Annotated in this window: 18 protein-coding genes and 2 rRNA genes; 14 read left to right on the top strand and 6 right to left on the bottom strand. The window is 56.3% G+C overall.

What is annotated here, in order from left to right; translation table 11 throughout:
- Positions 1 to 192: 192 nt before the first annotated feature.
- From IB212_RS01190 to aceK, 6 genes are all read left to right on the top strand, one after another.
- Positions 193 to 3095 (top strand): 23S ribosomal RNA (locus IB212_RS01190).
- A gap of 66 nt (positions 3096 to 3161) precedes the next feature.
- Positions 3162 to 3277: ribosomal RNA gene (gene rrf, locus IB212_RS01195) — 5S ribosomal RNA — on the top strand.
- Between the two features lie 176 nt (positions 3278 to 3453).
- Positions 3454 to 4383, top strand: a complete 930-nt coding sequence (gene metA, locus IB212_RS01200; RefSeq protein WP_045631510.1) for a homoserine O-succinyltransferase — start codon at positions 3454 to 3456, stop codon at positions 4381 to 4383.
- Between the two features lie 270 nt (positions 4384 to 4653).
- Positions 4654 to 6255, top strand: a complete 1602-nt coding sequence (gene aceB, locus IB212_RS01205; protein ID WP_045631509.1) for a malate synthase A — start codon at positions 4654 to 4656, stop codon at positions 6253 to 6255.
- A gap of 31 nt (positions 6256 to 6286) precedes the next feature.
- Positions 6287 to 7591, top strand: coding sequence for an isocitrate lyase (aceA, locus tag IB212_RS01210; RefSeq protein WP_041911582.1), 1305 nt, complete (start codon positions 6287 to 6289; stop codon positions 7589 to 7591).
- A gap of 51 nt (positions 7592 to 7642) precedes the next feature.
- A complete protein-coding gene (gene aceK, locus IB212_RS01215) occupies positions 7643 to 9406 on the top strand; it encodes a bifunctional isocitrate dehydrogenase kinase/phosphatase (protein ID WP_041911581.1) in 1764 nt (587 codons plus the stop codon).
- On the opposite strand, the gene iclR is transcribed toward aceK, so the two are convergent.
- A complete protein-coding gene (gene iclR / locus IB212_RS01220) occupies positions 9360 to 10187 on the bottom strand; it encodes a glyoxylate bypass operon transcriptional repressor IclR (RefSeq protein ID WP_155963375.1) in 828 nt (275 codons plus the stop codon). The genes aceK and iclR overlap by 47 nt on opposite strands.
- Positions 10188 to 10380: 193 nt before the next feature.
- Here iclR and metH point away from each other — a divergent pair, with 193 nt between their 5' ends.
- Together metH and IB212_RS01230 are read left to right on the top strand one after the other, a co-directional pair.
- Positions 10381 to 14064 (top strand): methionine synthase, encoded by a 3684-nt coding sequence (metH, locus tag IB212_RS01225; RefSeq protein ID WP_047366836.1) that lies wholly within the window; start codon positions 10381 to 10383, stop codon positions 14062 to 14064.
- 113 nt (positions 14065 to 14177) lie between these two features.
- Positions 14178 to 15809: a Na/Pi cotransporter family protein gene (locus IB212_RS01230; protein ID WP_041911578.1), complete on the top strand. Its 1632-nt coding sequence runs from the start codon at positions 14178 to 14180 to the stop codon at positions 15807 to 15809.
- Here the strand turns inward: IB212_RS01230 and IB212_RS01235 are convergent.
- Both IB212_RS01235 and IB212_RS01240 read right to left on the bottom strand, forming a co-directional pair.
- Entirely contained in the window at positions 15806 to 16093 is a 288-nt protein-coding gene (locus IB212_RS01235) for an addiction module antidote protein (protein ID WP_041912091.1), read from the bottom strand. The genes IB212_RS01230 and IB212_RS01235 overlap by 4 nt on opposite strands.
- A 6-nt stretch (positions 16094 to 16099) precedes the next feature.
- Positions 16100 to 16402 (bottom strand): type II toxin-antitoxin system RelE/ParE family toxin, encoded by a 303-nt coding sequence (locus IB212_RS01240; RefSeq protein WP_041911577.1) that lies wholly within the window; start codon positions 16400 to 16402, stop codon positions 16100 to 16102.
- A gap of 197 nt (positions 16403 to 16599) precedes the next feature.
- On the opposite strand from IB212_RS01240, the gene rluF reads away from it, so the two are divergent.
- Complete coding sequence (gene rluF, locus IB212_RS01245; protein ID WP_022646725.1) at positions 16600 to 17472, top strand: 23S rRNA pseudouridine(2604) synthase RluF; 873 nt, start codon at positions 16600 to 16602, stop codon at positions 17470 to 17472.
- Here the strand turns inward: rluF and IB212_RS01250 are convergent, their stop codons facing one another.
- The 3 genes from IB212_RS01250 to lysC form a co-directional block, all read right to left on the bottom strand.
- Positions 17473 to 17745, bottom strand: coding sequence for a DUF3811 domain-containing protein (locus tag IB212_RS01250; protein ID WP_003860346.1), 273 nt, complete (start codon positions 17743 to 17745; stop codon positions 17473 to 17475). It abuts the gene before it with no gap.
- A 50-nt stretch (positions 17746 to 17795) separates the two neighbouring features.
- Positions 17796 to 18740, bottom strand: a complete 945-nt coding sequence (gene panS, locus IB212_RS01255) for a ketopantoate/pantoate/pantothenate transporter PanS (RefSeq protein ID WP_041911576.1) — start codon at positions 18738 to 18740, stop codon at positions 17796 to 17798.
- A 93-nt stretch (positions 18741 to 18833) separates the two neighbouring features.
- A complete protein-coding gene (gene lysC, locus IB212_RS01260) occupies positions 18834 to 20183 on the bottom strand; it encodes a lysine-sensitive aspartokinase 3 (RefSeq protein ID WP_041911575.1) in 1350 nt (449 codons plus the stop codon).
- Between the two features lie 374 nt (positions 20184 to 20557).
- Between lysC and pgi the strand changes: the two genes are divergently transcribed.
- From pgi to IB212_RS01285, 5 genes are all read left to right on the top strand, one after another.
- Positions 20558 to 22207, top strand: coding sequence for a glucose-6-phosphate isomerase (gene pgi / locus IB212_RS01265; protein WP_041911574.1), 1650 nt, complete (start codon positions 20558 to 20560; stop codon positions 22205 to 22207).
- 366 nt (positions 22208 to 22573) lie between these two features.
- Positions 22574 to 22816, top strand: coding sequence for an exopolysaccharide production protein YjbE (gene yjbE / locus IB212_RS01270; RefSeq protein WP_013095034.1), 243 nt, complete (start codon positions 22574 to 22576; stop codon positions 22814 to 22816).
- Positions 22817 to 22879: 63 nt separating this feature from the next.
- A complete protein-coding gene (locus IB212_RS01275; RefSeq protein WP_041911573.1) occupies positions 22880 to 23518 on the top strand; it encodes a YjbF family lipoprotein in 639 nt (212 codons plus the stop codon).
- Positions 23515 to 24255 carry a capsule biosynthesis GfcC D2 domain-containing protein gene (locus IB212_RS01280; RefSeq protein ID WP_072201787.1) on the top strand — a complete coding sequence of 247 codons (741 nt, stop codon included), beginning with the start codon at positions 23515 to 23517 and terminating at the stop codon, positions 24253 to 24255. The genes IB212_RS01275 and IB212_RS01280 overlap by 4 nt, the downstream gene beginning before the upstream one ends.
- Entirely contained in the window at positions 24252 to 26348 is a 2097-nt protein-coding gene (locus IB212_RS01285) for a YjbH domain-containing protein (RefSeq protein WP_028015126.1), read from the top strand. The genes IB212_RS01280 and IB212_RS01285 overlap by 4 nt, the downstream gene beginning before the upstream one ends.
- The last annotated feature ends 118 nt before the right edge of the window (positions 26349 to 26466 follow it).

Genomic DNA, 26466 nt, shown 5'->3' on the forward strand with positions numbered 1-26466 from the left:
GAACCTGCCTTTGCAGTGCTCACACAGATTGTCTGATGAATGATGAACTTCTGAATGTACTTTTGAGTGCATTAAGAAGTTTTGCTCTTTAAAAATCTGGATCAAGCTGAAAATTGAAACGACACATCTTAATGGTGTGTTCGAGTCTCTCAAATTTTCGCAATCATGAAGTGAAACATCTTCGGGTTGTGAGGTTAAGCGACTAAGCGTACACGGTGGATGCCCTGGCAGTCAGAGGCGATGAAGGACGTGCTAATCTGCGAAAAGCGACGGCGAGGTGATATGAACCTTTGACCCGTCGATGTCCGAATGGGGAAACCCAGTGCAATTCGTTGCACTATCGTTAACTGAATACATAGGTTAACGAGGCGAACCGGGGGAACTGAAACATCTAAGTACCCCGAGGAAAAGAAATCAACCGAGATTCCCCCAGTAGCGGCGAGCGAACGGGGAGCAGCCCGGAGTCTGAATCAGCTTGTGTGTTAGTGGAAGCGTCTGGAAAGTCGCACGGTACAGGGTGACAGTCCCGTACACGAAAATGCACAGGTTGTGAACTCGAAGAGTAGGGCGGGACACGTGGTATCCTGTCTGAATATGGGGGGACCATCCTCCAAGGCTAAATACTCCTGACTGACCGATAGTGAACCAGTACCGTGAGGGAAAGGCGAAAAGAACCCCGGCGAGGGGAGTGAAAAAGAACCTGAAACCGTGTACGTACAAGCAGTGGGAGCACCTTCGGGTGTGACTGCGTACCTTTTGTATAATGGGTCAGCGACTTATATTCTGTAGCAAGGTTAACCGTATAGGGGAGCCGCAGGGAAACCGAGTCTTAACTGGGCGTTAAGTTGCAGGGTATAGACCCGAAACCCGGTGATCTAGCCATGGGCAGGTTGAAGGTTGGGTAACACTAACTGGAGGACCGAACCGACTAATGTTGAAAAATTAGCGGATGACCTGTGGCTGGGGGTGAAAGGCCAATCAAACCGGGAGATAGCTGGTTCTCCCCGAAAGCTATTTAGGTAGCGCCTCGTGAACTCATCTTCGGGGGTAGAGCACTGTTTCGGCTAGGGGGCCATCCCGGCTTACCAACCCGATGCAAACTACGAATACCGAAGAATGTTATCACGGGAGACACACGGCGGGTGCTAACGTCCGTCGTGAAGAGGGAAACAACCCAGACCGCCAGCTAAGGTCCCAAAGTCATGGTTAAGTGGGAAACGATGTGGGAAGGCACAGACAGCCAGGATGTTGGCTTAGAAGCAGCCATCATTTAAAGAAAGCGTAATAGCTCACTGGTCGAGTCGGCCTGCGCGGAAGATGTAACGGGGCTAAACCATGCACCGAAGCTGCGGCAGCGACACTATGTGTTGTTGGGTAGGGGAGCGTTCTGTAAGCCGTTGAAGGTGTGCTGTGAGGCATGCTGGAGGTATCAGAAGTGCGAATGCTGACATAAGTAACGATAAAGCGGGTGAAAAGCCCGCTCGCCGGAAGACCAAGGGTTCCTGTCCAACGTTAATCGGGGCAGGGTGAGTCGACCCCTAAGGCGAGGCCGAAAGGCGTAGTCGATGGGAAACAGGTTAATATTCCTGTACTTGGTGTTACTGCGAAGGGGGGACGGAGAAGGCTATGTCAGCCGGGCGACGGTTGTCCCGGTTTAAGCGTGTAGGTGTGTGTTCCAGGCAAATCCGGTTCACTTTAACACTGAGGCGTGATGACGAGGCACTACGGTGCTGAAGTGATAAATGCCCTGCTTCCAGGAAAAGCCTCTAAGCATCAGGTAACACGAAATCGTACCCCAAACCGACACAGGTGGTCAGGTAGAGAATACCAAGGCGCTTGAGAGAACTCGGGTGAAGGAACTAGGCAAAATGGTGCCGTAACTTCGGGAGAAGGCACGCTGATATGTAGGTGAAGTCCCTGCGGACGGAGCTGAAATCAGTCGAAGATACCAGCTGGCTGCAACTGTTTATTAAAAACACAGCACTGTGCAAACACGAAAGTGGACGTATACGGTGTGACGCCTGCCCGGTGCCGGAAGGTTAATTGATGGGGTTAGCGGCAACGCGAAGCTCTTGATCGAAGCCCCGGTAAACGGCGGCCGTAACTATAACGGTCCTAAGGTAGCGAAATTCCTTGTCGGGTAAGTTCCGACCTGCACGAATGGCGTAATGATGGCCAGGCTGTCTCCACCCGAGACTCAGTGAAATTGAACTCGCTGTGAAGATGCAGTGTACCCGCGGCAAGACGGAAAGACCCCGTGAACCTTTACTATAGCTTGACACTGAACACTGGTCCTTGATGTGTAGGATAGGTGGGAGGCTTTGAAGCGTGGACGCCAGTCTGCGTGGAGCCGTCCTTGAAATACCACCCTTTAATGGCTGGTGTTCTAACGTGGACCCGTAATCCGGGTTGCGGACAGTGTCTGGTGGGTAGTTTGACTGGGGCGGTCTCCTCCCAAAGAGTAACGGAGGAGCACGAAGGTTAGCTAATCCTGGTCGGACATCAGGAGGTTAGTGCAATGGCATAAGCTAGCTTGACTGCGAGAGTGACGGCTCGAGCAGGTGCGAAAGCAGGTCATAGTGATCCGGTGGTTCTGAATGGAAGGGCCATCGCTCAACGGATAAAAGGTACTCCGGGGATAACAGGCTGATACCGCCCAAGAGTTCATATCGACGGCGGTGTTTGGCACCTCGATGTCGGCTCATCACATCCTGGGGCTGAAGTAGGTCCCAAGGGTATGGCTGTTCGCCATTTAAAGTGGTACGCGAGCTGGGTTTAGAACGTCGTGAGACAGTTCGGTCCCTATCTGCCGTGGGCGCTGGAGAATTGAGGGGGGCTGCTCCTAGTACGAGAGGACCGGAGTGGACGCATCACTGGTGTTCGGGTTGTCATGCCAATGGCACTGCCCGGTAGCTAAATGCGGAAGAGATAAGTGCTGAAAGCATCTAAGCACGAAACTTGCCCCGAGATGAGTTCTCCCTGAGACTATAAGTCTCCTGAAGGAACGTTGAAGACGACGACGTTGATAGGCCGGGTGTGTAAGCGCAGCGATGCGTTGAGCTAACCGGTACTAATGAACCGTGAGGCTTAACCTTACAACGCCGAAGGTGTTTTGGCGGTGAGAGACAGATTTTCAGCCTGATACAGATTAACAGAATTTGCCTGGCGGCTTTAGCGCGGTGGTCCCACCTGACCCCATGCCGAACTCAGAAGTGAAACGCCGTAGCGCCGATGGTAGTGTGGGGTCTCCCCATGTGAGAGTAGGGAACTGCCAGGCATCAATTAAGAAGAACCCCGTACCGTAAGGTGCGGGGTTTTTTGCTTTTGTTTTTCTCCCTCTCCCTGAAACTTTCTCACCTTCGACTTGCAGGCTCGACATTCATACCATTTCTGGGTATCGTTAGCTGTCTGGATGTCTAAACGTTTATACGTATATTGTGAGGAAGTAAGGTTATGCCGATTCGGGTGCAGGACGAGCTACCAGCCGTCAATTTCTTACGTGAAGAGAACGTCTTCGTGATGACGGCTTCACGCGCGACAGGTCAGGAAATTCGCCCGCTGAAGGTTCTCATCCTCAACCTGATGCCGAAAAAGATTGAGACGGAGAATCAGTTTCTGCGTCTGCTGTCGAACTCCCCGCTGCAGGTCGATATTCAACTGCTGCGTATTGATGCCCGCGAGTCACGTAACACGCCCTCTGAGCATCTGAATAACTTCTACTGTAACTTCGAAGATATTCGGGGGGAAAACTTCGACGGACTGATTGTGACAGGCGCGCCGCTCGGTCTGGTTGAATTTAACGATGTTGCTTACTGGCCGCAGATCAAACAGGTGCTGGAGTGGGCAAAAGATCACGTCACGTCAACGCTGTTTGTCTGCTGGGCGGTACAGGCCGCACTCAACATTCTCTACGGTATTCCCAAGCAAACCCGCACTCAAAAGCTCTCCGGCGTATACGAACACCACATTCTTCATCCACACGCGCTGCTGACGCGTGGTTTTGATGACACCTTCCTGGCCCCGCATTCTCGCTACGCCGATTTTCCGGCCCAGCTGATTCGTGATTACACCGATCTGGAGATCCTGGCCGAAACGGAAGACGGGGATGCCTACCTGTTTGCCAGTAAAGACAAACGTATCGCGTTCGTTACCGGCCATCCTGAGTATGATCCCGATACTCTCGCATCAGAGTATTTCCGTGATGTCGAAGCGGGTCTTAATCCGGATATCCCGTACAACTATTTCCCGAAAAACGATCCGCAGAACAAGCCGAGGGCAACCTGGCGCAGCCACGGAAACCTGTTGTTCACTAACTGGCTCAACTATTACGTCTACCAGATTACGCCGTACGATCTTCGCCACATGAATCCTACGCTGGAGTAATCGTCTGCATTAAACGATCCTAAAGCGTTTCAGCTATTCAGATCAGGCACCTTCGGGTGCCTTTTTTATTTCCGAAATCCCGTTCAACATGCCAGCAAACTTTAACTCCATATTAATCATCATGTTGCGTTGTAATTAAAATTAAAATGGAAATTGTTTTTGATTTTGGAAAAATTATAGATAGTCTTAATTCTGCTGAGCGAAAACTACACAACGATCTTTCGTTCGCATTGGGGGCGTGATTTTGGATCTTTGATGAGGAGCAGAACGATGACTCAACAGGCAACCACGGTCGATGAATTGACCTTTACCCAGCCGAATGGTGAGCAAGAACAGCAGGTTTTGACGGCCGAAGCGGTAGAGTTTCTGACTGAGCTGGTAACCCGCTTTACGCCGCAGCGCAATAAGCTGCTGGCGGCACGCATTCACCAACAGCAGGAAATCGATAACGGCAAGTTGCCAGGATTTATTTCGGAAACTGCTTCCATTCGTCGTGATGAGTGGAAAATCCGCGGCATTCCTGAAGATTTACAGGATCGTCGCGTTGAGATCACTGGTCCGGTAGAGCGCAAAATGGTGATCAACGCCATGAACGCTAACGTTAAAGTCTTTATGGCCGATTTTGAAGACTCGCTGGCCCCGGACTGGAACAAAGTTATCGACGGGCAGATCAACCTGCGCGATGCCGTCAACGGCACCATCAGCTACACCAACGAAGCCGGGAAAATCTACCAGCTCAAACCGAATCCGGCGGTGCTGATCTGTCGTGTACGAGGTCTGCACCTGCCTGAAAAACATGTCACATGGCGTGGAGAAGCCATTCCGGGCAGCCTGTTTGATTTCGCACTCTATTTTTTCCATAACTACAAAAACCTGCTGGCAAAAGGTAGCGGTCCCTATTTCTATCTGCCAAAAACGCAGGCATGGCAGGAAGCCGCCTGGTGGAGCGAAGTATTTAGCTACGCGGAAGATCGCTTCAACCTGCCGCGCGGCACGATCAAGGCCACGCTGCTGATTGAAACGCTGCCCGCCGTGTTCCAGATGAATGAAATTCTGCATGCCCTGCGCGACCACATTGTCGGCCTGAACTGCGGACGCTGGGACTATATTTTCAGCTACATCAAAACCCTGAAAAATTATCCCGACCGCGTGCTGCCGGACCGCCAGGTCGTGACCATGGATAAACCCTTCCTGAGCGCCTATTCGCGTCTGCTGATTAAAACCTGCCACAAGCGCGGTGCCTTTGCGATGGGCGGCATGGCGGCCTTTATTCCGAGCAAAGACGCGGAGCGCAATAATCAGGTGCTCAACAAGGTGAAAGCCGATAAAGAGCTGGAAGCCCGTAACGGTCACGACGGCACGTGGATTGCCCATCCGGGCCTGGCCGATACGGCGATGGAGGTCTTCAATCGCGTACTCGGCGATAACAAAAATCAGCTGTTTGTCACGCGCGAAGAAGATGCCCCAACGGCTGAAGAACAGCTGCTGGCACCGTGTGCGGGCGAGCGAACGGAAGAGGGGATGCGTGCCAATATTCGCGTCGCGGTCCAGTACATCGAAGCGTGGATCTCCGGCAACGGCTGCGTGCCTATCTACGGCCTGATGGAAGATGCTGCCACGGCGGAAATTTCGCGCACCTCTATCTGGCAGTGGATCCACCATCAAAAAACGCTCAGCAACGGCAAGCCGGTCACCAAAGCCCTGTTCCGTCAGATGCTGGCCGAAGAGATGCGGGTCATCCAGGACGAGCTGGGCGAACACCGCTTCAGCAGCGGACGCTTTGACGACGCAGCGCGCCTGATGGAGCAAATCACCACATCAGATGACTTAATCGACTTCCTGACCCTGCCGGGCTACCGCTTCCTGGCGTAACTCACCACATAACAATATGGAGCATCTGCACATGAAAACCCGTACCCAACAAATCGAAGAATTAAAGAAAGAGTGGACTCAACCGCGCTGGGAAGGCATCCGCCGTCCTTACAGCGCGGAGGATGTGGTGAAATTACGCGGCTCGGTCAACCCGGAATGCACGCTGGCACAGAACGGTGCGGCGAAAATGTGGAAGCTGCTGCACGGTGGTTCCAAAAAGGGTTATATCAACAGCCTCGGTGCGCTGACCGGCGGTCAGGCATTGCAGCAGGCGAAGGCCGGCATAGAAGCCATTTACCTTTCCGGCTGGCAGGTCGCGGCGGACGCCAACCTGGCCTCCAGCATGTATCCGGATCAATCTCTTTATCCGGCCAACTCGGTACCGTCGGTGGTGGATCGGATCAACAATACCTTCCGCCGCGCGGATCAGATCCAGTGGGCTGCAGGCATTGAGCCCAACGATCCGCGTTTTATTGATTACTTCCTGCCGATCGTCGCGGATGCGGAAGCGGGCTTCGGCGGCGTGCTGAACGCCTTCGAACTGATGAAATCGATGATTGAGGCCGGTGCAGCGGCCGTTCACTTCGAAGACCAGCTGGCGTCGGTGAAGAAGTGCGGGCATATGGGCGGAAAAGTTCTCGTCCCGACCCAGGAAGCGATTCAGAAGCTGGTAGCCGCGCGTCTGGCTGCTGACGTGCTCGGCGTGCCGACGCTGGTGATTGCCCGTACCGATGCGGATGCGGCAGACCTGATCACCTCTGACTGCGATCCGTACGATAGCGAATTTATTACCGGCGAGCGCACCAGCGAGGGGTTCTATCGCACGCATGCCGGTATCGAACAGGCCATCAGCCGCGGCCTGGCCTATGCCCCTTACGCCGACCTGGTCTGGTGTGAAACGTCCACGCCGGATCTGGCGCTGGCGAAGCGCTTTGCCGATGCGATTCATGCGAAATATCCGGGCAAGCTGCTGGCCTACAACTGTTCGCCGTCCTTCAACTGGCAGAAAAAGCTGGATGACAAAACCATCGCCAGCTTCCAGCAGCAGCTGTCGGATATGGGCTACAAGTACCAGTTCATCACCCTGGCAGGCATCCACAGCATGTGGTTCAACATGTTCGACCTGGCGCACGCTTACGCGCAGGGGGAGGGCATGAAGCACTACGTTGAGAAAGTGCAGCAGCCGGAGTTTGCGGCGGGCAAAGATGGTTATACCTTCGTCTCTCACCAGCAGGAAGTGGGCACCGGCTACTTTGATAATGTGACCACGATTATTCAGGGCGGCACCTCCTCCGTCACCGCCTTGACGGGTTCAACGGAAGAAGCACAGTTCTAATCTTTTCCCCCTCTCCCCCCTGGGGAGAGGGTTGGTGGTGAGGGGGAATATATGTCGCGTGGCCTGGAATTACTGATTGCCCAAACCATTCTGCAGGGCTTCGATGCCCAGTATGGTCGTTTTCTTGAAGTGACCTCCGGCGCGCAGCAGCGCTTCGAACACGCAGACTGGCATGCGGTTCAGCAGGCCATGAAGCAGCGTATCCATCTCTATGATCACCACGTGGGTCTGGTGGTGGAGCAGCTGCGCTGTATTACCGACGGTAAAAGCCCGGACGCGGCATTTTTACTGCGCGTGAAAGAGCATTACACCCATCTGTTACCCGACTACCCTCGCTTCGAGATTGCGGAGAGCTTTTTCAACTCCGTCTATTGCCGGTTATTTGACCACCGCTCATTATCTCCTGAGCGGTTATTTATCTTCAGCTCCCAGCCTGAGCGCCGCTTCCGTACCATTCCGCGTCCGCTGGCGAAAGATTTTTTCCCCGATCGCGGATGGGAAAAGCTCCTGCATCGCATCTTAACGGATTTGCCGCTGCGCCTTCCGTGGGAGAACAAGCTCCGGGATATCGGCTATATTCATGCGCATCTTCGTGAAACCTACGGCGAGGAGGTGCTCAGCCGCAGCCATTTGCAGGTGGCCAACGAGCTGTTCTACCGGAATAAGGCCGCCTGGCTGGTGGGCAAACTGGTTACGCCAACGGCCATTGTGCCGTTTCTGTTGCCCATTCACCGTACCGACGACGGCGAACTGTTTGTCGATACCTGCCTGACCACCAGCGCCGAGGCCAGCATCGTGTTTGGCTTCGCCCGCTCCTATTTCATGGTGTACGCCCCGCTGCCTGCCGCCCTGGTGGAGTGGCTGCGCGAGATCCTGCCGGGCAAAACCACCGCCGAGCTGTATATGGCGATTGGCTGTCAGAAGCATGCCAAAACGGAAAGTTATCGGGAGTATCTGCGCTATGTCACCGCGGCGGATGAGCAGTTTATCGAAGCGCCAGGTATCCGCGGCATGGTGATGCTGGTCTTCACGCTGCCGGGCTTCGACCGGGTCTTTAAGGTGATAAAAGACAGATTCGCCCCGCAGAAAGAGATGACCGCCGCCCACGTCCGCGCCTGCTATCAGCTGGTAAAAGAGCACGATCGCGTCGGGCGAATGGCCGATACCCAGGAGTTTGAAAACTTTGTGCTGGATAAGCAGCAGATCGATCCGGCGCTCATGTCGCTGTTAATGCAGGAAGCGCCAACGAAAATCACCGATCTGGGCGATAAAATAGCGATTAGCCATCTCTACATTGAGCGCCGTATGGTGCCGCTCAATATCTGGCTGGAACAGTCAGAGGGCCAGGCTTTGCGTGATGCCATCGAAGAGTACGGCAACGCCATCCGCCAGCTCGCCGCCGCCAATATCTTCCCTGGCGATATGCTGTTTAAAAACTTCGGCGTCACCCGGCACGGGCGGGTGGTGTTCTACGATTACGATGAAATTTGCTACATGACCGAGGTGAACTTTCGCGATATCCCGCCGCCCCGTTACCCTGAGGATGAGCTCTCCAGCGAGCCGTGGTACAGCGTTTCGCCGGGCGATGTGTTTCCCGAGGAGTTTCGCCACTGGCTGTGTGCGGACCCACGCATCGGGCCGTTATTTGAAGAAATGCATGAAGATCTGTTCCACGCCAGCTACTGGCGCGGGCTACAAACGCGGATCAAAAATGGGCACGTGGAGGATGTGTACGCTTACCGCCGCAAGCAGCGGTTTTGTGTGCGGTTTAACGAATCCCACCATACGCCAGCGTCACCTCTTTCGCGGCCTTAATCACCAGCGCGCCCAGCTCGGTCACCCGGTCGTCGGTTATACGTGAGATGGGGCCAGAGATGGAGATCGCAGCAAACGGCTCGCGATGTTCGTCGAAAATACAGGACGCGAGGCAGCGCAGCCCCAGCGCATGTTCTTCGTCATCAAACGAATAGCCGCGCTTGCGGGTCAACGCCAGATCTTCTTTCAGATGCACCGGCGACACCAGCGTGGCGTGGGTGTAGGCGTGCAGCCCTTTTCGGTGCAGCAGCCCCGTCACCTGCTCTTCGCTCAGCTGCGAGAGAAACGCTTTCCCCGCTCCGGAGGCGTGCATCGGCAGCTTGCCGCCAATCGGCGCGGACATGCGCATCAGCTGCGTGCACTGCACCTGGTCGATGATAATCGCCTGGTGGTCGCTCTGGTCGAGCACCGCAAGGTTCACCGTCTCGCCGGACTCCTCCATCAGCTTGCGCAGGATCGGGTGAACAATCGCCAGCAGGTTACGGCTCTGAAGGAAGCTGCTGCCCACGATAAACGCATGCGCGCCCACCGCCCAGTGCCCCAGCTCGCCGACCTGGCGGACAAAGCCCAGCTGCTGCATGGTGGTCAGCAGGCGGTGCGTGGTGGAGTTCGGCAGGCCAGCCTGCTGGGCCAGCTCCGTCAGGGCCACGCTGCCGTGCGACTCGGCTATCCACTCCAGCAGCTTCAGACCGCGCGTCAGGGATTGAACCTGTCCGCCGGGTTGTGCAGCGGCGGTGGCGGCAGGTTTTCTGCCGCGTTTGGCGGGAACGGTCGCGACCATGACGATCTCCTTTTTCTGTATCGTGGAAATCATTTTCGTTTTATTTGGTGAATTTGCAACCGCTTTCCTGACTGATCGGAGGAGTGATGGTGAACATGTCTCATGTTACCGCGGCGTGACTTTTCCACCCTGCGAGATTGTGCCAGTATGGAACGCAGCCTTTTGGCCTTGTTGAGCGTTGTCGGGAGCAAGTGTGAGCAGCAAAGTAGAGCAACTGCGTGCGCAGTTAAATGAACGAATTCTGGTGCTGGACGGCGGCATGGGCACCATGATCCAGAGCTATCGTCTGAGCGAAGACGATTTCCGCGGCGAGCGCTTCGCCGACTGGCCCTGCGACCTGAAAGGAAACAATGACCTGCTGGTGTTGAGCAAACCGTCCGTCATCCGGGATATCCACAACGCCTACTTCGAAGCAGGTGCGGATATTGTAGAAACCAACACCTTCAACTCGACAACCATCGCCATGGCGGATTACCAGATGGAATCCCTGTCGGCGGAGATCAACTATGAGGCGGCCAGGCTCGCCCGCGCCTGTGCCGACGAGTGGACGGCCCGCACGCCGGACAAGCCGCGCTACGTTGCCGGGGTGCTTGGCCCGACCAACCGCACCGCGTCGATTTCACCGGACGTCAACGATCCGGCGTTTCGTAATATCACCTTTGACCAGCTGGTTACGGCGTATCGTGAATCGACCAAAGCGCTGGTGGAAGGTGGCTCCGACCTGATCCTGATTGAAACGGTGTTCGATACCCTCAACGCCAAAGCCGCGATATACGCGGTGAAAGAGGAGTTTGAGGCGCTGGGCGTTGACCTGCCGATCATGATCTCCGGCACCATCACCGACGCCTCCGGCCGCACCCTGTCCGGCCAGACAACCGAAGCGTTTTATAACTCCCTGCGCCACGCCGACGCGCTCTCCTTCGGCCTGAACTGCGCGCTGGGACCAGACGAACTGCGCCAGTACGTGCAGGAGCTTTCGCGCATCGCCGAATGCTACGTTACCGCGCATCCGAACGCCGGTCTGCCGAACGCGTTTGGCGAGTACGATCTGGATGCTGACACCATGGCGGCGCAAATCCGCGAGTGGGCCGAGTCAGGCTTCCTGAACATCGTCGGCGGCTGCTGCGGCACCACGCCGGAGCACATTGCCGCCATGAGCCGCGCCGTGGACGGGCTGCCGCCGCGCAAGCTGCCAGAGCTGCCGGTTGCCTGTCGCCTTTCCGGCCTGGAGCCGTTGACCATCGGCGACGACAGCCTGTTTGTGAACGTGGGTGAACGTACCAACGTTACCGGTTCCGCTAAATTCAAGCGTCTGATCAAAGAAGAGAAGTACAGCGAAGCGCTGGACGTCGCCCGCCAGCAGGTGGAAAGCGGGGCGCAGATTATCGATATCAACATGGACGAGGGAATGCTTGACGCCGAAGCGGCGATGGTGCGTTTCCTCAACCTGATTGCCGGTGAGCCGGATATCGCCCGCGTGCCGATCATGATTGACTCCTCCAAGTGGGAGGTCATCGAAAAGGGGCTGAAGTGCATTCAGGGCAAAGGCATCGTTAACTCCATCTCGATGAAAGAGGGCGTGGATATCTTTATCCACCATGCGAAGATGGTGCGCCGCTACGGTGCGGCCGTGGTGGTGATGGCCTTCGATGAAGTGGGCCAGGCCGACACCCGCGAGCGCAAAATTGAGATATGCCGCCGCGCGTACAAAATTCTGACCGAAGAGGTGGGCTTCCCGCCGGAAGACATTATTTTCGACCCGAACATCTTTGCCGTCGCGACCGGCATCGAAGAGCACAACAACTACGCCCAGGACTTTATCGGCGCGTGTGAAGACATCAAGCGCGAGCTGCCGCATGCGCTGATCTCCGGCGGCGTGTCGAACGTCTCGTTCTCGTTCCGCGGCAACGACCCGGTGCGTGAAGCGATCCACGCCGTGTTCCTCTACTACGCCATCCGCAATGGGATGGACATGGGCATCGTCAACGCCGGACAGCTGGCGATTTACGACGATCTGCCTGCCGAACTGCGCGATGCCGTAGAGGACGTGATCCTCAACCGTCGCGACGACGCCACCGAGCGCATGCTCGACCTGGCGGAAAAATACCGCGGCAGTAAATCGGATGAATCGGCCAATGTTCAGCAGGCCGAGTGGCGTTCCTGGGACGTGAAAAAGCGTCTGGAATACTCGCTGGTGAAAGGGATTACCGAGTTCATCGAGCAGGACACCGAGGAAGCGCGTCAGCAGGCAGCCCGCCCGATTGAGGTGATCGAAGGGCCGCTGATGGACGGCATGAACGTGGTCGGCGATCTGTTCGGCGAGGGCAAGATGTTCCTGCCGCAGGTGGTGAAATCCGCTCGCGTCATGAAGCAGGCAGTGGCTTATCTTGAACCCTTCATCGAAGCCAGCAAAGAGAAGGGCTCCAGCAACGGTAAAATGGTTATCGCCACCGTGAAGGGCGACGTGCACGACATCGGCAAAAACATTGTTGGCGTGGTGCTGCAGTGCAATAACTACGAAATTATCGACCTTGGCGTGATGGTTCCGGCGGATAAAATCCTCAAGACCGCGCGCGAAGTGAACGCCGATCTGATTGGCCTCTCCGGCCTGATTACGCCGTCGCTCGACGAAATGGTCAACGTGGCAAAAGAGATGGAGCGTCAGGGCTTCACCATTCCGCTGCTGATTGGCGGGGCGACCACCTCGAAAGCGCACACGGCAGTGAAGATCGAGCAGAACTACAGCGGACCGACGGTTTACGTGCAGAACGCCTCGCGCACGGTGGGCGTGGTTTCCGCACTGCTCTCCGAGACTCAGCGCGACGATTTTGTGGCGCGCACTCGCCAGGAGTACGAAACCGTTCGCGTACAGCACGGGCGCAAAAAACCGCGCACGCCGCCGGTGACGCTCGCTGCCGCACGCGATAACGACCTGGCCTTTGACTGGGCAAGCTATACGCCGCCTGTCGCGCATCGTCTGGGCGTGCAGGACGTGACGGCCAGCATCGAGACGCTGCGCAACTACATTGACTGGACGCCGTTCTTTATGACCTGGTCGCTGGCGGGCAAATATCCGCGCATCCTCGAAGATGAAGTCGTAGGCGAAGAGGCGAAGCGCCTGTTTAAAGACGCCAACGATATGCTGGACACGCTGAGCGCAGAGAAAACCCTCAACCCGCGCGGCGTGGTGGGGCTGTTCCCGGCGAACCGCGTGGGTGACGACGTGGAAATCTACCGCGATGAAACCCGCACCCATGTGCTGGCCGTGAGCCATCACCTGCGGCAGCAAACCGAAAAAGTGGGCTTTGCCAACTACTGCCTGGCAGATTTCGTTGCGCCGAAGCTGAGCGGGAAAGCTGACTATATCGGCGCCTTTGCGGTAACCGGCGGTCTGGAAGAAGACGCCCTGGCGGACGCGTTTGAAGCGCAACACGATGATTACAATAAGATCATGGTGAAAGCGATTGCCGACCGCCTGGCGGAAGCCTTTGCTGAATACCTGCACGAACGCGTACGTAAGGTGTACTGGGGTTACGCGGCGAATGAGAACCTCAGCAACGAGGAGCTGATCCGCGAAAACTACCAGGGGATTCGTCCGGCGCCGGGCTATCCGGCCTGTCCGGAACACACCGAAAAAGGCACTATCTGGAAACTGCTGGACGTAGAAGCGCATACCGGCATGAAGCTCACCGAGTCGTTCGCTATGTGGCCGGGCGCGTCCGTGTCGGGCTGGTACTTCAGTCATCCGGACAGCAAGTACTTCGCCGTGGCGCAGCTGCAGCGCGATCAGATCGAAGATTACGCCCTGCGCAAAGGCATGAGCGTGTCTGAGGTAGAGCGCTGGCTGGCGCCGAATTTAGGCTACGACGCGGACTAACGTCACTTTTCCTTACAACAAACAGGGCACCTCAACGGTGCCCTGTCTCTTTCTTACGTTTAAACCCTTATACTTAATCATAAAATCTATAACGATAAGGAGAACCCACTTCCGTGCTGACGTTGTTACATCTGCTTTCGGCAGTCGCACTGCTCGTATGGGGCACCCATATTGTCCGCACCGGCGTGATGCGCGTGTTCGGCGCGCGCTTACGTACCGTCCTCAGCGGCAGCGTTGAGAAGAAGCCGCTCGCCTTCTGCGCGGGGATTGGCGTCACGGCGCTGGTGCAAAGCAGCAATGCCACCACCATGCTCGTCACCTCGTTCGTGGCGCAGGATCTGGTCGCGCTCGCCCCGGCGCTGGTGATCGTGCTGGGTGCTGACGTCGGTACCGCGCTGATGGCGCGTATCCTGACGTTCGATCTCTCCTGGCTGTCGCCGCTGCTGATTTTCATCGGTGTGATCTTTTTCCTTGGCCGCAAGCAGACCCGGGCCGGGCAGCTTGGCCGCGTGGGCATTGGCCTCGGGCTGATTCTGCTGGCGCTGGAACTGATTGTGCAGGCGGTGACGCCTATCACCCAGGCGAACGGCGTGCAGGTCATCTTCGCCTCGCTGACCGGTGACATCATGCTGGATGCGCTGATCGGGGCAGTGTTTGCCATCATCAGCTACTCCAGCCTGGCCGCCGTGCTGCTGACGGCCACGCTCACCGCCGCGGGCGCGATCTCCTTCCCGGTGGCGCTGTGTCTGGTGATCGGCGCTAACCTCGGCTCTGGCCTGCTGGCGATGCTTAACAACAGCGCGGCCAATGCTGCCGCCCGTCGCGTGGCGCTGGGGAGTTTGCTGTTTAAGCTGGTGGGCAGCCTGATTATTCTGCCGTTTGTCCATCCGCTGGCAAACCTGATGGACAACCTCCCGCTGCCGAAAGCGGAGCTGGTGATCTACTTCCACGTCTTCTATAACCTGGTGCGCTGCCTGGCGATGGTGCCGTTTGCCGCGCCGATGGCCCGCTTCTGCGAGCGTCTTATCCGTGATGAACCGGAGCTGGATGCGCGCCTTAAGCCGAAGCATCTGGATACCTCCGTGCTGGACACCCCCGCACTGGCCATCGCCAACGCCGCCCGCGAAACGCTGCGCATGGGCGACGCGATGGAAACCATGCTCGAAGGGTTGAAAAAGGTTATGCACGGCGAGCCGCGCGAGGAAAAAGAGCTGCGCAGGCTGGCGGACGACATCAACGTGCTGTATACCGCCATCAAGCTCTATCTGGCGCGTATCCCGCAGGACGAACTGGCGGAAGAGGAGTCCCGCCGCTGGGCGGAAATCATTGAGATGTCGCTTAACCTTGAGCAGGCCTCGGACATCGTTGAGCGTATGGGCAGCGAAATCGCGGACAAATCCCTGGCCGCGCGTCGGGCGTTCTCCGTGGAAGGGCTGAAGGAGCTGGAAGCGCTGCACGAAAAGCTGGTGAGCAACCTGAAGCTGGCGATGTCGGTCTTCTTCTCCAGCGACGTACCGAGCGCGCGCCGCCTGCGCCGCAACAAGCATCGTTTCCGCATTCTCAACCGTCGCTACTCGCACGCCCACGTTGAACGTCTGCACCAGCAGAACGTGCAGAGCATCGAGACCAGCTCCCTGCACCTGGGGCTGCTGGGGGATATGAAGCGTCTTAACTCGCTGTTCTGCGCAGTGGCGTATAGCGTGATGGAACAGCCGGATGAAGACGACGAGCGGGATGAGTATTAATCCCCGGCGTGTTTGAGTGTTAACCCAAAACCCAATGCTTTCATGACCGCGAGCGTGGTTTTGAGCGTTGGGTTTCCTTTATCACTAAATGAACGATAAAGCTGCTCACGTGATAAGCCGGTTTGCTGTGAAATGGTCGACATTCCTTTGGCTCGCGCGACAACACCAAGGGCTTTAGCGATATACGTCGAGTCGCCTGTTTCTAGTGCATCAGCGATAAACACGGCGATTTCCTCGTCATCCACCAACGCGTTGGCGGGATCGTAAGGTGTTAATTTATGCATGCTCATTCACTCCTGCCATTGGGATACATTGCCCAGCATTTTTGCCATCAGTATGTCTCTGTCCTGGCTGCTTTTGTCACCGCCACATAACAGCACAATGATGCAATTGCTTTGGTATTTAAAATAGATTCTGTAGCCCGGACCAAAGTGGATCCTTAGCTCACTTATACCTTCTCCCACGGGTTTAACGTCGCCCGCTAAGCCATTTGCCAACCGAAAGAGGCGGGAAGCGATAATGGTCTTCGCTCGTCGATCTTTTAAGTTTTGCTCCCAGCGTCGGAAGGATTCTGTCTGAACAATCTCCTTCATATTACTCCCTGTGATTTATAAACTACAAACACTTCTACATGGAGAGCAAAACTAAAAGGCTTGAACACATGGGTAAATGACAGGATGCTAAATCCTGAAAGCATCTCGCAAACTAAAAAACCCGTCTCAGTTACCGTCGGCTAATCTTTTTTTTCGGCCCAAACCTAAGGTATATTTCGCCCTTCACAGGAGAAACTATGCTGCCAACTCAATCAACCCGATTAAACAAGTACATTAGCGAGAGCGGTATCTGCTCACGTCGCGAGGCTGACCGTTACATTGAACAAGGTAACGTGTTTCTTAACGGCAAGCGCGCCACTATCGGCGACCAGGTGGTGCCTGGCGATGTGGTTAAAGTGAATGGTCAGGTCATCGAACCGCGTGATGCTGAAGACCTGGTGTTTATCGCGTTGAACAAACCGGTTGGGATTGTCAGCACCACGGAAGACGGCGAGCGGGACAACATCGTTGATTTCGTGAACCACAGCAGCCGTATCTTCCCGATTGGCCGTCTGGATAAAGACTCTCAGGGGCTGATTTTCCTTACCAACCACGGCGACCTGGTGAACAAAATTCTGCGTGCCGGTAACGACCACGAGAAAGAGTACATCGTGACGGTGAACAAGCCGGTGACGGACGAGTTCATTCGCGGGATGGGCGCAGGCGTGCCGATTCTGGGCACCGTCACGAAGAAGTGCAAGGTCAAAAAAGAAGCGCCGTTTGCCTTCCGTATTACCCTGGTGCAGGGCTTAAACCGCCAGATCCGCCGCATGTGCGAGTATTTTGGTTATGAAGTGACGAAGCTGGAACGCACGCGCATCATGAACGTCAGCCTTTCCGGGATCCCGCTGGGCGAGTGGCGTGACCTAACGGACGACGAGCTGATCGAGCTGTTCAAGCTTATCGAAAACTCGTCGTCCGAAGCGAAGCCGAAAGCCAAAGCCAAACCGAAAACGCAGGCGATTAAACGTCCGGTGGTGAAGGCACCGCAGGCGGAAGAGAAAGGGCGGGGCAAGCCGGGTAACGGAAAACGCTTTACCCAGCCGGGTCGCAAAAAGAAAGGGCGCTGATTAGCGCCTTCCACGGGTTGATGTATTGGCGGACCAGGAAAAGGTCGCCTCTGCATCCGGCTTATAAGCCTGCTCTTTTTTCAGCTTGCGGGCTTTTTTCGCCGCAGCCTCACGTTGCGCCATCAGCTTGTCGATGTACTCTTTTTTAACCTGATTGGTTTCGGCGTTCGTCAGCGTGCGGCCATGGGCGATGCGGGCGCGGTCGAGAAGCGTTTTCAGTTCGCGCTGCTCGGCTTCCGTCATGTCTTTCTGGGTCAATCGTGGTGTAGCCATTGCTGAAGCCTCCTGATGGGGAGGCTCCAGTGTAAAGCAAGCCGCGTCAATTAACCCTGCTTCAGCGCATCTTTTTTCGGTTGTTCATCAATCGGTTTACCGGACCAGTAGCCCGCCAGCAGCGAGCCGGACAGGTTGTGCCAGACGGAGAACAGCGCGCCCGGCAGGGCCGCCAGCGGTGAGAAGTAAATTTTTCCGAGCGCCGCCGCCAGGCCGGAATTCTGCATTCCCACTTCGATCGCCAGCGTGCGGCAGGTGGATTCGTCGAAGCCAAACAGCTTCCCGCCCCAGTAGCCGCCCAGCAGGCCGATGGTGTTGTGCAGCACCACCGCGACGATCACCACAAAGCCCACCGAGGCAATGTGCGACGCGGAACCGGCCACCACGGCGCTGATGATCGCCAGAATGCATACCATCGAAAACGCGGGCAGGTACGGCTCAACCGCTTTCACCACGCGTGGGAACAGATGGTGAATGACCAGCCCCAGCGCAATCGGGATAACCACGATTTGCAGAATGCTGAGCAGCATGCCCATCACGTCCACCTGAATATGCGCGTCCACGTACAGGCGGGTTAACAGCGGTGTGGCAATCACGCCCACCAGCGTGGATACCGAAGAGATGGTCACGGAGAGCGCCACGTCACCTTTCGCCAGATAGATCATTACGTTAGATGCCGTACCGCTGGCGACGCTGCCCACCAGCACCATCCCGGCGGAGAGATCGGGCGGCATCTTAAAGGCCATCGCCAGCAGCCAGGCCGCGAGCGGCATCACCAGGTAGTGCAGGAAGATCCCTGCAGCCACCGGCGCCGGGCGCGACAGCACGCGTTTAAAATCGTCGATTTTAAGGTGCACGCCCATGCCGAACATAATCAGCATCAGCAGCGTGGTGACCCACGGACCAATGCCCGTGAACGTGGTAGGGGTGTAATACGCGAGTACGGAGAGCAGCAGCGCCCATAGCGGGAACAGCCGGGTGGTAGCGGATAACATATTGAATTCCTTGCAGTATTGTCGTGTTGTTTAGTTATGAAAAAGCCGGGTCTGTGCCCGGCTTATAGGTATTGTTTATCGTGCTAACGAATTTTATTCAAACAAATTCTGATGAAGTTTCTGCACCACCTGCTCGGCCTGATCGGCAGGGACCAGGAAGCAAAGGTTATAGCTGGAGGCACCGTAGCAGATCATGCGGATGTTGAACGGGTCAAGCACGCCGAACACCTCTTTGCCCACGCCGCAGGCGCGAGACAGCTTGTTACCGATGATGGCCACCAGCGCCAGGTCTTCTTCGACCTCCACGCGGCACAGCTCAGACAGCTCAATCAGCAGCGACTGCGTCAGCAGGGTGTCGCCGGTGGAGGTGGAGCCGGTGGTGTCCAGCGTCAGCGCAATGCTCACCTCGGAGGTGGTAATCAAATCTACAGAGATGTTATGGCGCGCGAGGATGCCAAACACTTCCGCCAGGAAGCCGCGGGAGTGCAGCATATTGTGGCTGTGCAGCGTGACCAGCGTTTGGCGGCGGCGCAGGGCCAGCGCGCGGAACAGTGGCGGGTTCTCGGTTTTCTTGCAGACCAGCGTCCCGCCCGCTTTTGGATCTTTACTGGAGCCAACGAAGACCGGAATATCGCTGCGCACGGCGGGCAGCAGCGTTGCCGGATGCAGCACTTTTGCACCGAAGGTGGCCATTTCCGCCGCTTCTTCAAAGGCAATCACATCAATACGTTTTGCCGCGGAAACGACGCGCGGATCGGTGGTGTAAATACCCGGCACATCCGTCCAGATATCCACGCGCGTTGCGTGCAGGGCTTCGCCCAGCAGCGCGGCGGTGTAATCGCTGCCGCCACGGCCAAGCGTGGTCGTGCGTCCTTTCGCTTCGCTGCCGATAAAGCCCTGGGTGATCACCATGCCTTCTGCCAGGCGCGGCGCCAGCTGCTGGTTGGTGAGCTCGGCCAGCATCTCAACGTCCGGTTCAGCGCGCCCAAAACGATCGCTGGTGCGCATCACTTTACGCACGTCAAACCACTGCGCCTGAACGTTACGCTCGCGCATAATTTCAACGAACAGCAGGGTAGACATCAATTCACCGTGGCTGACCAGTTCATCGGTCAGGGCGGTGGAGGTTGCCAGTGACGCCGCTTCTGCCAGGGTGGTGATATTTTCCAGCAGACGCTCCACTTCTTCGCGGATCACGTTCGGGTTTTGCAGACGTTCAAGAATGTCGAACTGAATTTTGCGCAGTGCATCCAGCTTCACGAAACGTTCTGTCGCTTCCAGTCCTTCAGACAGAGAAACCAGCAGGTTCGTCACGCCGGCGGATGCAGAGAGCACCACCAGGCGGGTATTCGGATCGGCCAGCACCACATCGGCGCTGCGGTTCATGGCATCGTAATCGGCCACACTGGTGCCGCCAAACTTGGCGACCACAAAACTCGTCATAACAACCTCGTGTCAGGGAATGAATAAGCGACCTTGGCACAAGAATGAAACGAAAACAGGTGCAGGCGCAAAATACGGCCCTATAAATAAAATGCGGGGGAGGTCCTGTCAATGCTGGGATTATGCGGATTTTTTATGGGGGGGTACCCCTGAGAAACAGGACTTATAACAGGCCCATATTTTATGCTCCTTTTTACCCCCTTTTGACCGACATTTCGCCACGCCGGAAGGGCGCGACAGCAGCTATACTTTTCGGGTCTTTTCACCTGCGTTTGATGCAGACCAGGGCAATGGCATAAAAACCATCACAATTTTTATTTGCAGGCGCTACAATCGACCGCAGTCACAATTCTCAAATCAGAAGAGTATTGCTAATGAAAAACATCAACCCAACGCAGACCGCTGCCTGGCAGGCACTCCAGAAACATTATGATGAAATGAAAGACGTCACCATCGCGGATCTGTTCGCGAAAGATGCCGATCGTTTCACTAAGTTCTCCGCGACCTTCGATGACCTCATGCTGGTGGATTTCTCTAAAAACCGCATTACCGAAGAGACGCTGGCAAAACTGCAGGATCTGGCGAAAGAGACCGAGCTGGCCGACGCCATCAAATCCATGTTCTCCGGCGAGAAGATCAACCGCACCGAAGACCGTGCCGTGCTTCACGTGGCGCTGCGCAACCGTAGCAATACGCCAATCATCGTTGACGGCAAAGATGTGATGCCGGAAGTAAACGCGGTGCTGGAAAAGATGAAAACCTTCTCTGAAGCGATCATCTCCGGCAGTTGGAAAGGCTACACCGGCAAAGCAATCACCGACGTGGTGAACATCGGTATCGGCGGCTCTGACCTCGGCCCGTTCATGGTGACCGAAGCGCTGCGCCCGTACAAAAACCACCTCAACATGCACTTTGTCTCTAACGTCGATGGTACCCACATCGCCGAAGTGCTGAAAAACGTGAACCCGGAAACCACCCTGTTCCTGGTGGCGTCTAAAACCTTTACCACCCAGGAAACCATGACCAACGCCCACAGCGCGCGCGACTGGTTCCTGAAAACCGCGGGCGACGAAAAGCACGTGGCGAAACACTTCGCGGCGCTGTCTACCAACGGTAAAGCGGTAGGCGAGTTCGGTATCGACACCGCGAACATGTTCGAGTTCTGGGACTGGGTTGGCGGCCGCTACTCTCTGTGGTCTGCAATCGGTCTGTCCATCATCCTGTCCGTGGGCTTTGACAACTTCGTTGAGCTGCTCTCCGGCGCGCATGCGATGGACAAACACTTCTCCACCACCGCGCCTGAGAAAAACCTGCCGGTGCTGCTGGCGCTGATCGGTATCTGGTACAACAACTTCTTCGGCGCTGAAACTGAAGCGATCCTGCCGTACGACCAGTACATGCACCGTTTTGCGGCTTACTTCCAGCAGGGCAACATGGAATCCAACGGTAAGTACGTTGACCGTAACGGCAACGCGGTGGATTACCAGACTGGCCCGATCATCTGGGGCGAGCCGGGCACCAACGGCCAGCATGCGTTCTACCAGCTGATTCACCAGGGTACCAAAATGGTACCGTGCGATTTCATCGCCCCGGCGATCACGCACAACCCGCTGTCCGACCACCATCCGAAGCTGCTGTCTAACTTCTTCGCACAGACCGAAGCGCTGGCGTTCGGTAAATCCCGCGAAGTGGTTGAGCAGGAATACCGTGACCAGGGTAAAGATCCGGCCACGCTGGACCACGTTGTGCCGTTCAAAGTGTTCGAAGGCAACCGTCCAACCAACTCCATCCTGCTGCGCGAAATCACCCCGTTCAGCCTGGGCGCGCTGATTGCGCTGTACGAGCACAAGATCTTCACTCAGGGCGCGATCCTGAACATCTTCACCTTTGACCAGTGGGGCGTTGAGCTGGGCAAACAGCTGGCAAACCGCATTCTGCCAGAGCTGGGTGACGATAAAGCCATCGACAGCCACGACAGCTCCACCAATGGTTTGATTAACCGTTATAAAGCATGGCGTGCGTAATTAATATGTCATGAAAAATGCCGGCGATATGCCGGCATTTTTTTATCGGATAATTCCTGATGTCTGTTAGTTAACTCAAATTCTGACTCTGAGTTTAATCTGAAAAAGGCGGTTAACCTGCTAATTGCTGCGGTTTATTTTAAGAAAATACGTAGAGCTAAGATAATAAGGCTATATTATAATTTATTGATTTTTATCGATTATTTATTTCAAATATTTGTTTTTTGTTTCTGTTTTATCCATTAGTCCGAAAACCATCCCCCTATTTCCCCCCACGGTAAACCCTCTGCTGTAGTTGTGTATACTCGATTCCGCCTGAATTTCTTTTCGGGCAAATCTCCATTCATTCATTGAAGGGAAATTGTTATGAAGAAAGTACTGTATGGCATTTTTGCCATATCTGCACTTGCGGCGACGTCTGTCTATGCAGCTCCGGTCCAGGTCGGGGAAGCAGCAGGGTCGGCAGCGACGTCTGCGTCTGCGGGAAGTTCTACCGCAGCCAGCACCAGCACCGTAAGTTCAGCCGTGGGTGTCGCGCTGGCGGCAACCGGTGGCGGTGATGGCTCCAATACCGGAACCACGACCACTACGACAACCAGCACCCAGTAATACCGGGTGTTTTAATCATAACCACACTTCGGTGTGGTTATTTCGCCCCTTCGGAGAAGAGTCGTGAAGCGACCTGCAATCATTCTGATTTGCCTGCTGTTGCAGGCGTGCTCAGCCACCACCAAAGGGCTGGGACATTCACTGTGGGAAAGCCTGTTCGGCACGCCGGGCGTTCATCTGACCGATGACGAACTTCAGAACATGCCGTACGCCAGCCAGTACATGCAGCTAAACGATGGCCCGCAGCTGTTTGTGGTGCTCGCTTTCGATGAAAACGGGCAGCAGAAATGGGTGACGCAGGATCAGGCCACCATCGTCACGCAGCATGCCCGAATCGTGAAAACGCTGCTCGGCGGCGACAACTTGCTCGAGGTGAATAATCTCGCCGAAGACCCGCTCATCAAGCCAAATCAGATCGTCGACGGCGCAAGCTGGACGCGCACGATGGGCTGGACCGAGCACAAGCAGGTGCGCTACGCCACGGCCCGCTCCACCTTCCGCTGGGACGGTACGGACAACGTGAAAGTCGGCAGCGACGAAACGCAGGTTCGCGTGCTGGATGAAGAGGTCACCACCGACCAGGCCACCTGGCATAACCGCTTCTGGATCGACGAGGATGGGCAGATCCGTCAGTCCTTGCAGTATCTCGGTGCCGGTTTCTTCCCGGTGAAAACCACCCTGATCAAGGCGGCGAAATCATGAAAACGCTCATCCACGCTGCGCTTCTCGCCAGCCTTGCCGCGCCGCTGGCGTGGTCTGCAGGAACGGTAAAGGTCTACACGCCGGACAGTGAAAAACCCAAAACCTTAACCAACGCCGAGCATCTGCTCGATCTCGTCGGGCAGCCAAGGCTTGCCAACAGCTGGTGGCCGGGAGCGGTGATCGGCGAGCGTCAGGCGACGGTTAAGGCGGAGCAGGAACACCGTGCCCTGCTGGCCCGCCTGACGAGCCTGGCGGAGCAGGAAGACGGCGACGATGCCGCGGCCATTAACAGCGTTCGCCAGCAGCTTCAGGCGCTGAAAGTGACAGGCCGCCAGAAAGTTAATCTTGATCCAGATGAAGTGCGCGTCACGGAAAAGGGCAACCCCACGCTTGAAGGGGAGTACACCCTCTGGCTTCCGGTGAAGCCGACGACGGTGACCGTGATGGGGCTTATCAGCAGCCCCGGTAAAAAGCCCTTTACGCCCGGCCGCGACGTGGCGAGCTATCTCGACGAACAAAGCCTGCTGAGCGGCGCGGATAACAGCTACGCATGGATTATTTATCCAGACGGGCATACGCAAAAAGCGCCGGTGGCGTACTGGAATAAACGCCATATCGAACCCATGCCGGGCAGCATCATTTTTGTCGGTTTTGCCGACCATTTCTGGACGAAGGCATATGACGGGCTTAACGCCGATATCCTTCACTCCCTGACACAGCGGATACCGGAAGAATGAAAAGAACCTATCTCTACAGCATGCTGGCGCTCTGCGTAAGCGCCGCCTGCCATGCAGAAACGTATCCGGCACCTGTTGGCCCGTCTCAGTCAGACTTCGGCGGCGTCGGTTTACTGCAAACGCCTACCGCGCGCATGGCGCGTGAAGGGGAAATTAGCCTGAACTACCGCGATAACGACCAGTATCGCTACTATTCCGCCTCCGTACAGCTTTTCCCGTGGCTTGAAACCACGCTGCGCTACACCGACGTGCGTACGAAACAGTACAGCAGCGTCGACGCCTTCTCCGGCGATCAGACCTACAAAGATAAAGCCTTCGACGTCAAACTGCGCCTGTGGGAAGAGAGCTACTGGATGCCGCAGGTCTCAGTGGGTGCAAAAGATATCGGCGGGACCGGCCTGTTCGACGCGGAATACATCGTGGCCAGCAAGGCCTGGGGACCGTTTGATTTTTCTCTCGGTCTTGGCTGGGGCTATCTCGGCACCAGCGGCAACGTCAAAAACCCGTTCTGTACCTACAGCGATAAATACTGCTACCGCGATAACAGCTACAAGAAAGCCGGTTCCATCAACGGCGACCAGATGTTCCACGGCCCGGCCTCGCTGTTCGGTGGCGTGGAATACCAGACGCCGTGGCAGCCGCTGCGCCTGAAGCTGGAGTACGAAGGGAACGACTACTCGCAGGACTTCGCCGGGAAGATTGAGCAGAAGAGCAAGTTTAACGTCGGCGCCATTTATCGCGTCACCGACTGGGCCGACGTTAACCTCAGCTACGAGCGCGGCAACACGGTGATGTTTGGCTTCACGCTGCGCACCAACTTCAACGACATGCGGCCGCACTACAACGATAACGCGCGGCCTGCCTACCGGCCGGAGCCGCAGGATGCGATTCTGCAGCACTCCGTGGTGGCAAACCAGCTGACGCTGTTGAAATACAACGCCGGTCTGGCCGATCCGAAAATTCAGGTGAAAGGCGATACGCTGTACGTCACCGGCGAGCAGGTGAAATACCGCGACTCGCGGGAAGGGATCGAACGCGCCAACCGGATCGTGATGAACGATCTCCCGGACGGGATCCGCACGATCCGCGTGACGGAGAATCGCCTGAATCTGCCGCAGGTCACCACCGAAACCGATGTCGCCAGCCTCAAGCGCCATCTTGAAGGCGAACCGCTCGGGCATGAAACCGAGCTGGTGCAAAAACGCGTAGAGCCGATCGTGCCGGAAACCACCGAGCAGGGCTGGTATATCGATAAATCGCGCTTTGATTTCCATATCGATCCGGTACTGAACCAGTCCGTCGGCGGGCCGGAAAACTTCTACATGTATCAGCTGGGTGCGATGGCGACGGCGGATCTGTGGGTCACCGACCACCTGCTGACCACCGGCAGCCTGTTCGGCAACATTGCGAACAACTACGACAAGTTTAACTACACGAACCCGCCGAACGACTCGAAGCTGCCGCGCGTGCGTACCCGCGTGCGTGAATACGTGCAGAACGATGTCTACGTGAATAACCTGCAGGCCAACTACTTCCAGTACTTCGGCAACGGCTTCTACGGCCAGGTTTACGGAGGCTACCTGGAGACTATGTTCGGCGGCGCGGGGGCGGAGGTGTTGTATCGTCCCGTCGACAGCAATTGGGCCTTCGGGATTGATGCCAACTACGTTAAGCAGCGTGACTGGCGCAGCGCGCAGGACATGATGAAGTTCACCGACTACAGCGTCAAAACCGGCCACCTGACCGCCTACTGGACGCCTTCGTTCGCGCAGGACGTGCTGGTGAAAGCCAGCGTCGGCCAGTATCTGGCGGGCGACAAGGGCGGCACGCTGGATATCTCCAAACACTTCGACAGCGGCGTCGTGGTGGGCGGCTACGCCACTATTACCAACGTCTCGCCGGACGAGTACGGGGAAGGGGACTTCACCAAAGGGGTTTACGTGTCGATTCCGCTGGATCTCTTCTCATCCGGTCCGACCCGCAGCCGTGCGGCAGTAGGCTGGACGCCGCTGACGCGTGACGGTGGTCAGCAGCTTGGGCGTAAGTTCCAGCTGTACGACATGACCAGCGATAAGAACATTAACTTCCGCTGATGCTTCACGCCGGGCGGCACTGCGTTTGCCCGGCCTACGGTTTTTGTAGGCCCGGTAAGCGCAGCGCCAGCGGGCGAATGCGCCAAACATAAACAAAAAATATAGATCCCCGTCACAT

The organism is Enterobacter sp. E12, assembly GCF_014596715.2.
GTDB lineage: Bacteria > Pseudomonadota > Gammaproteobacteria > Enterobacterales > Enterobacteriaceae > Enterobacter > Enterobacter bugandensis.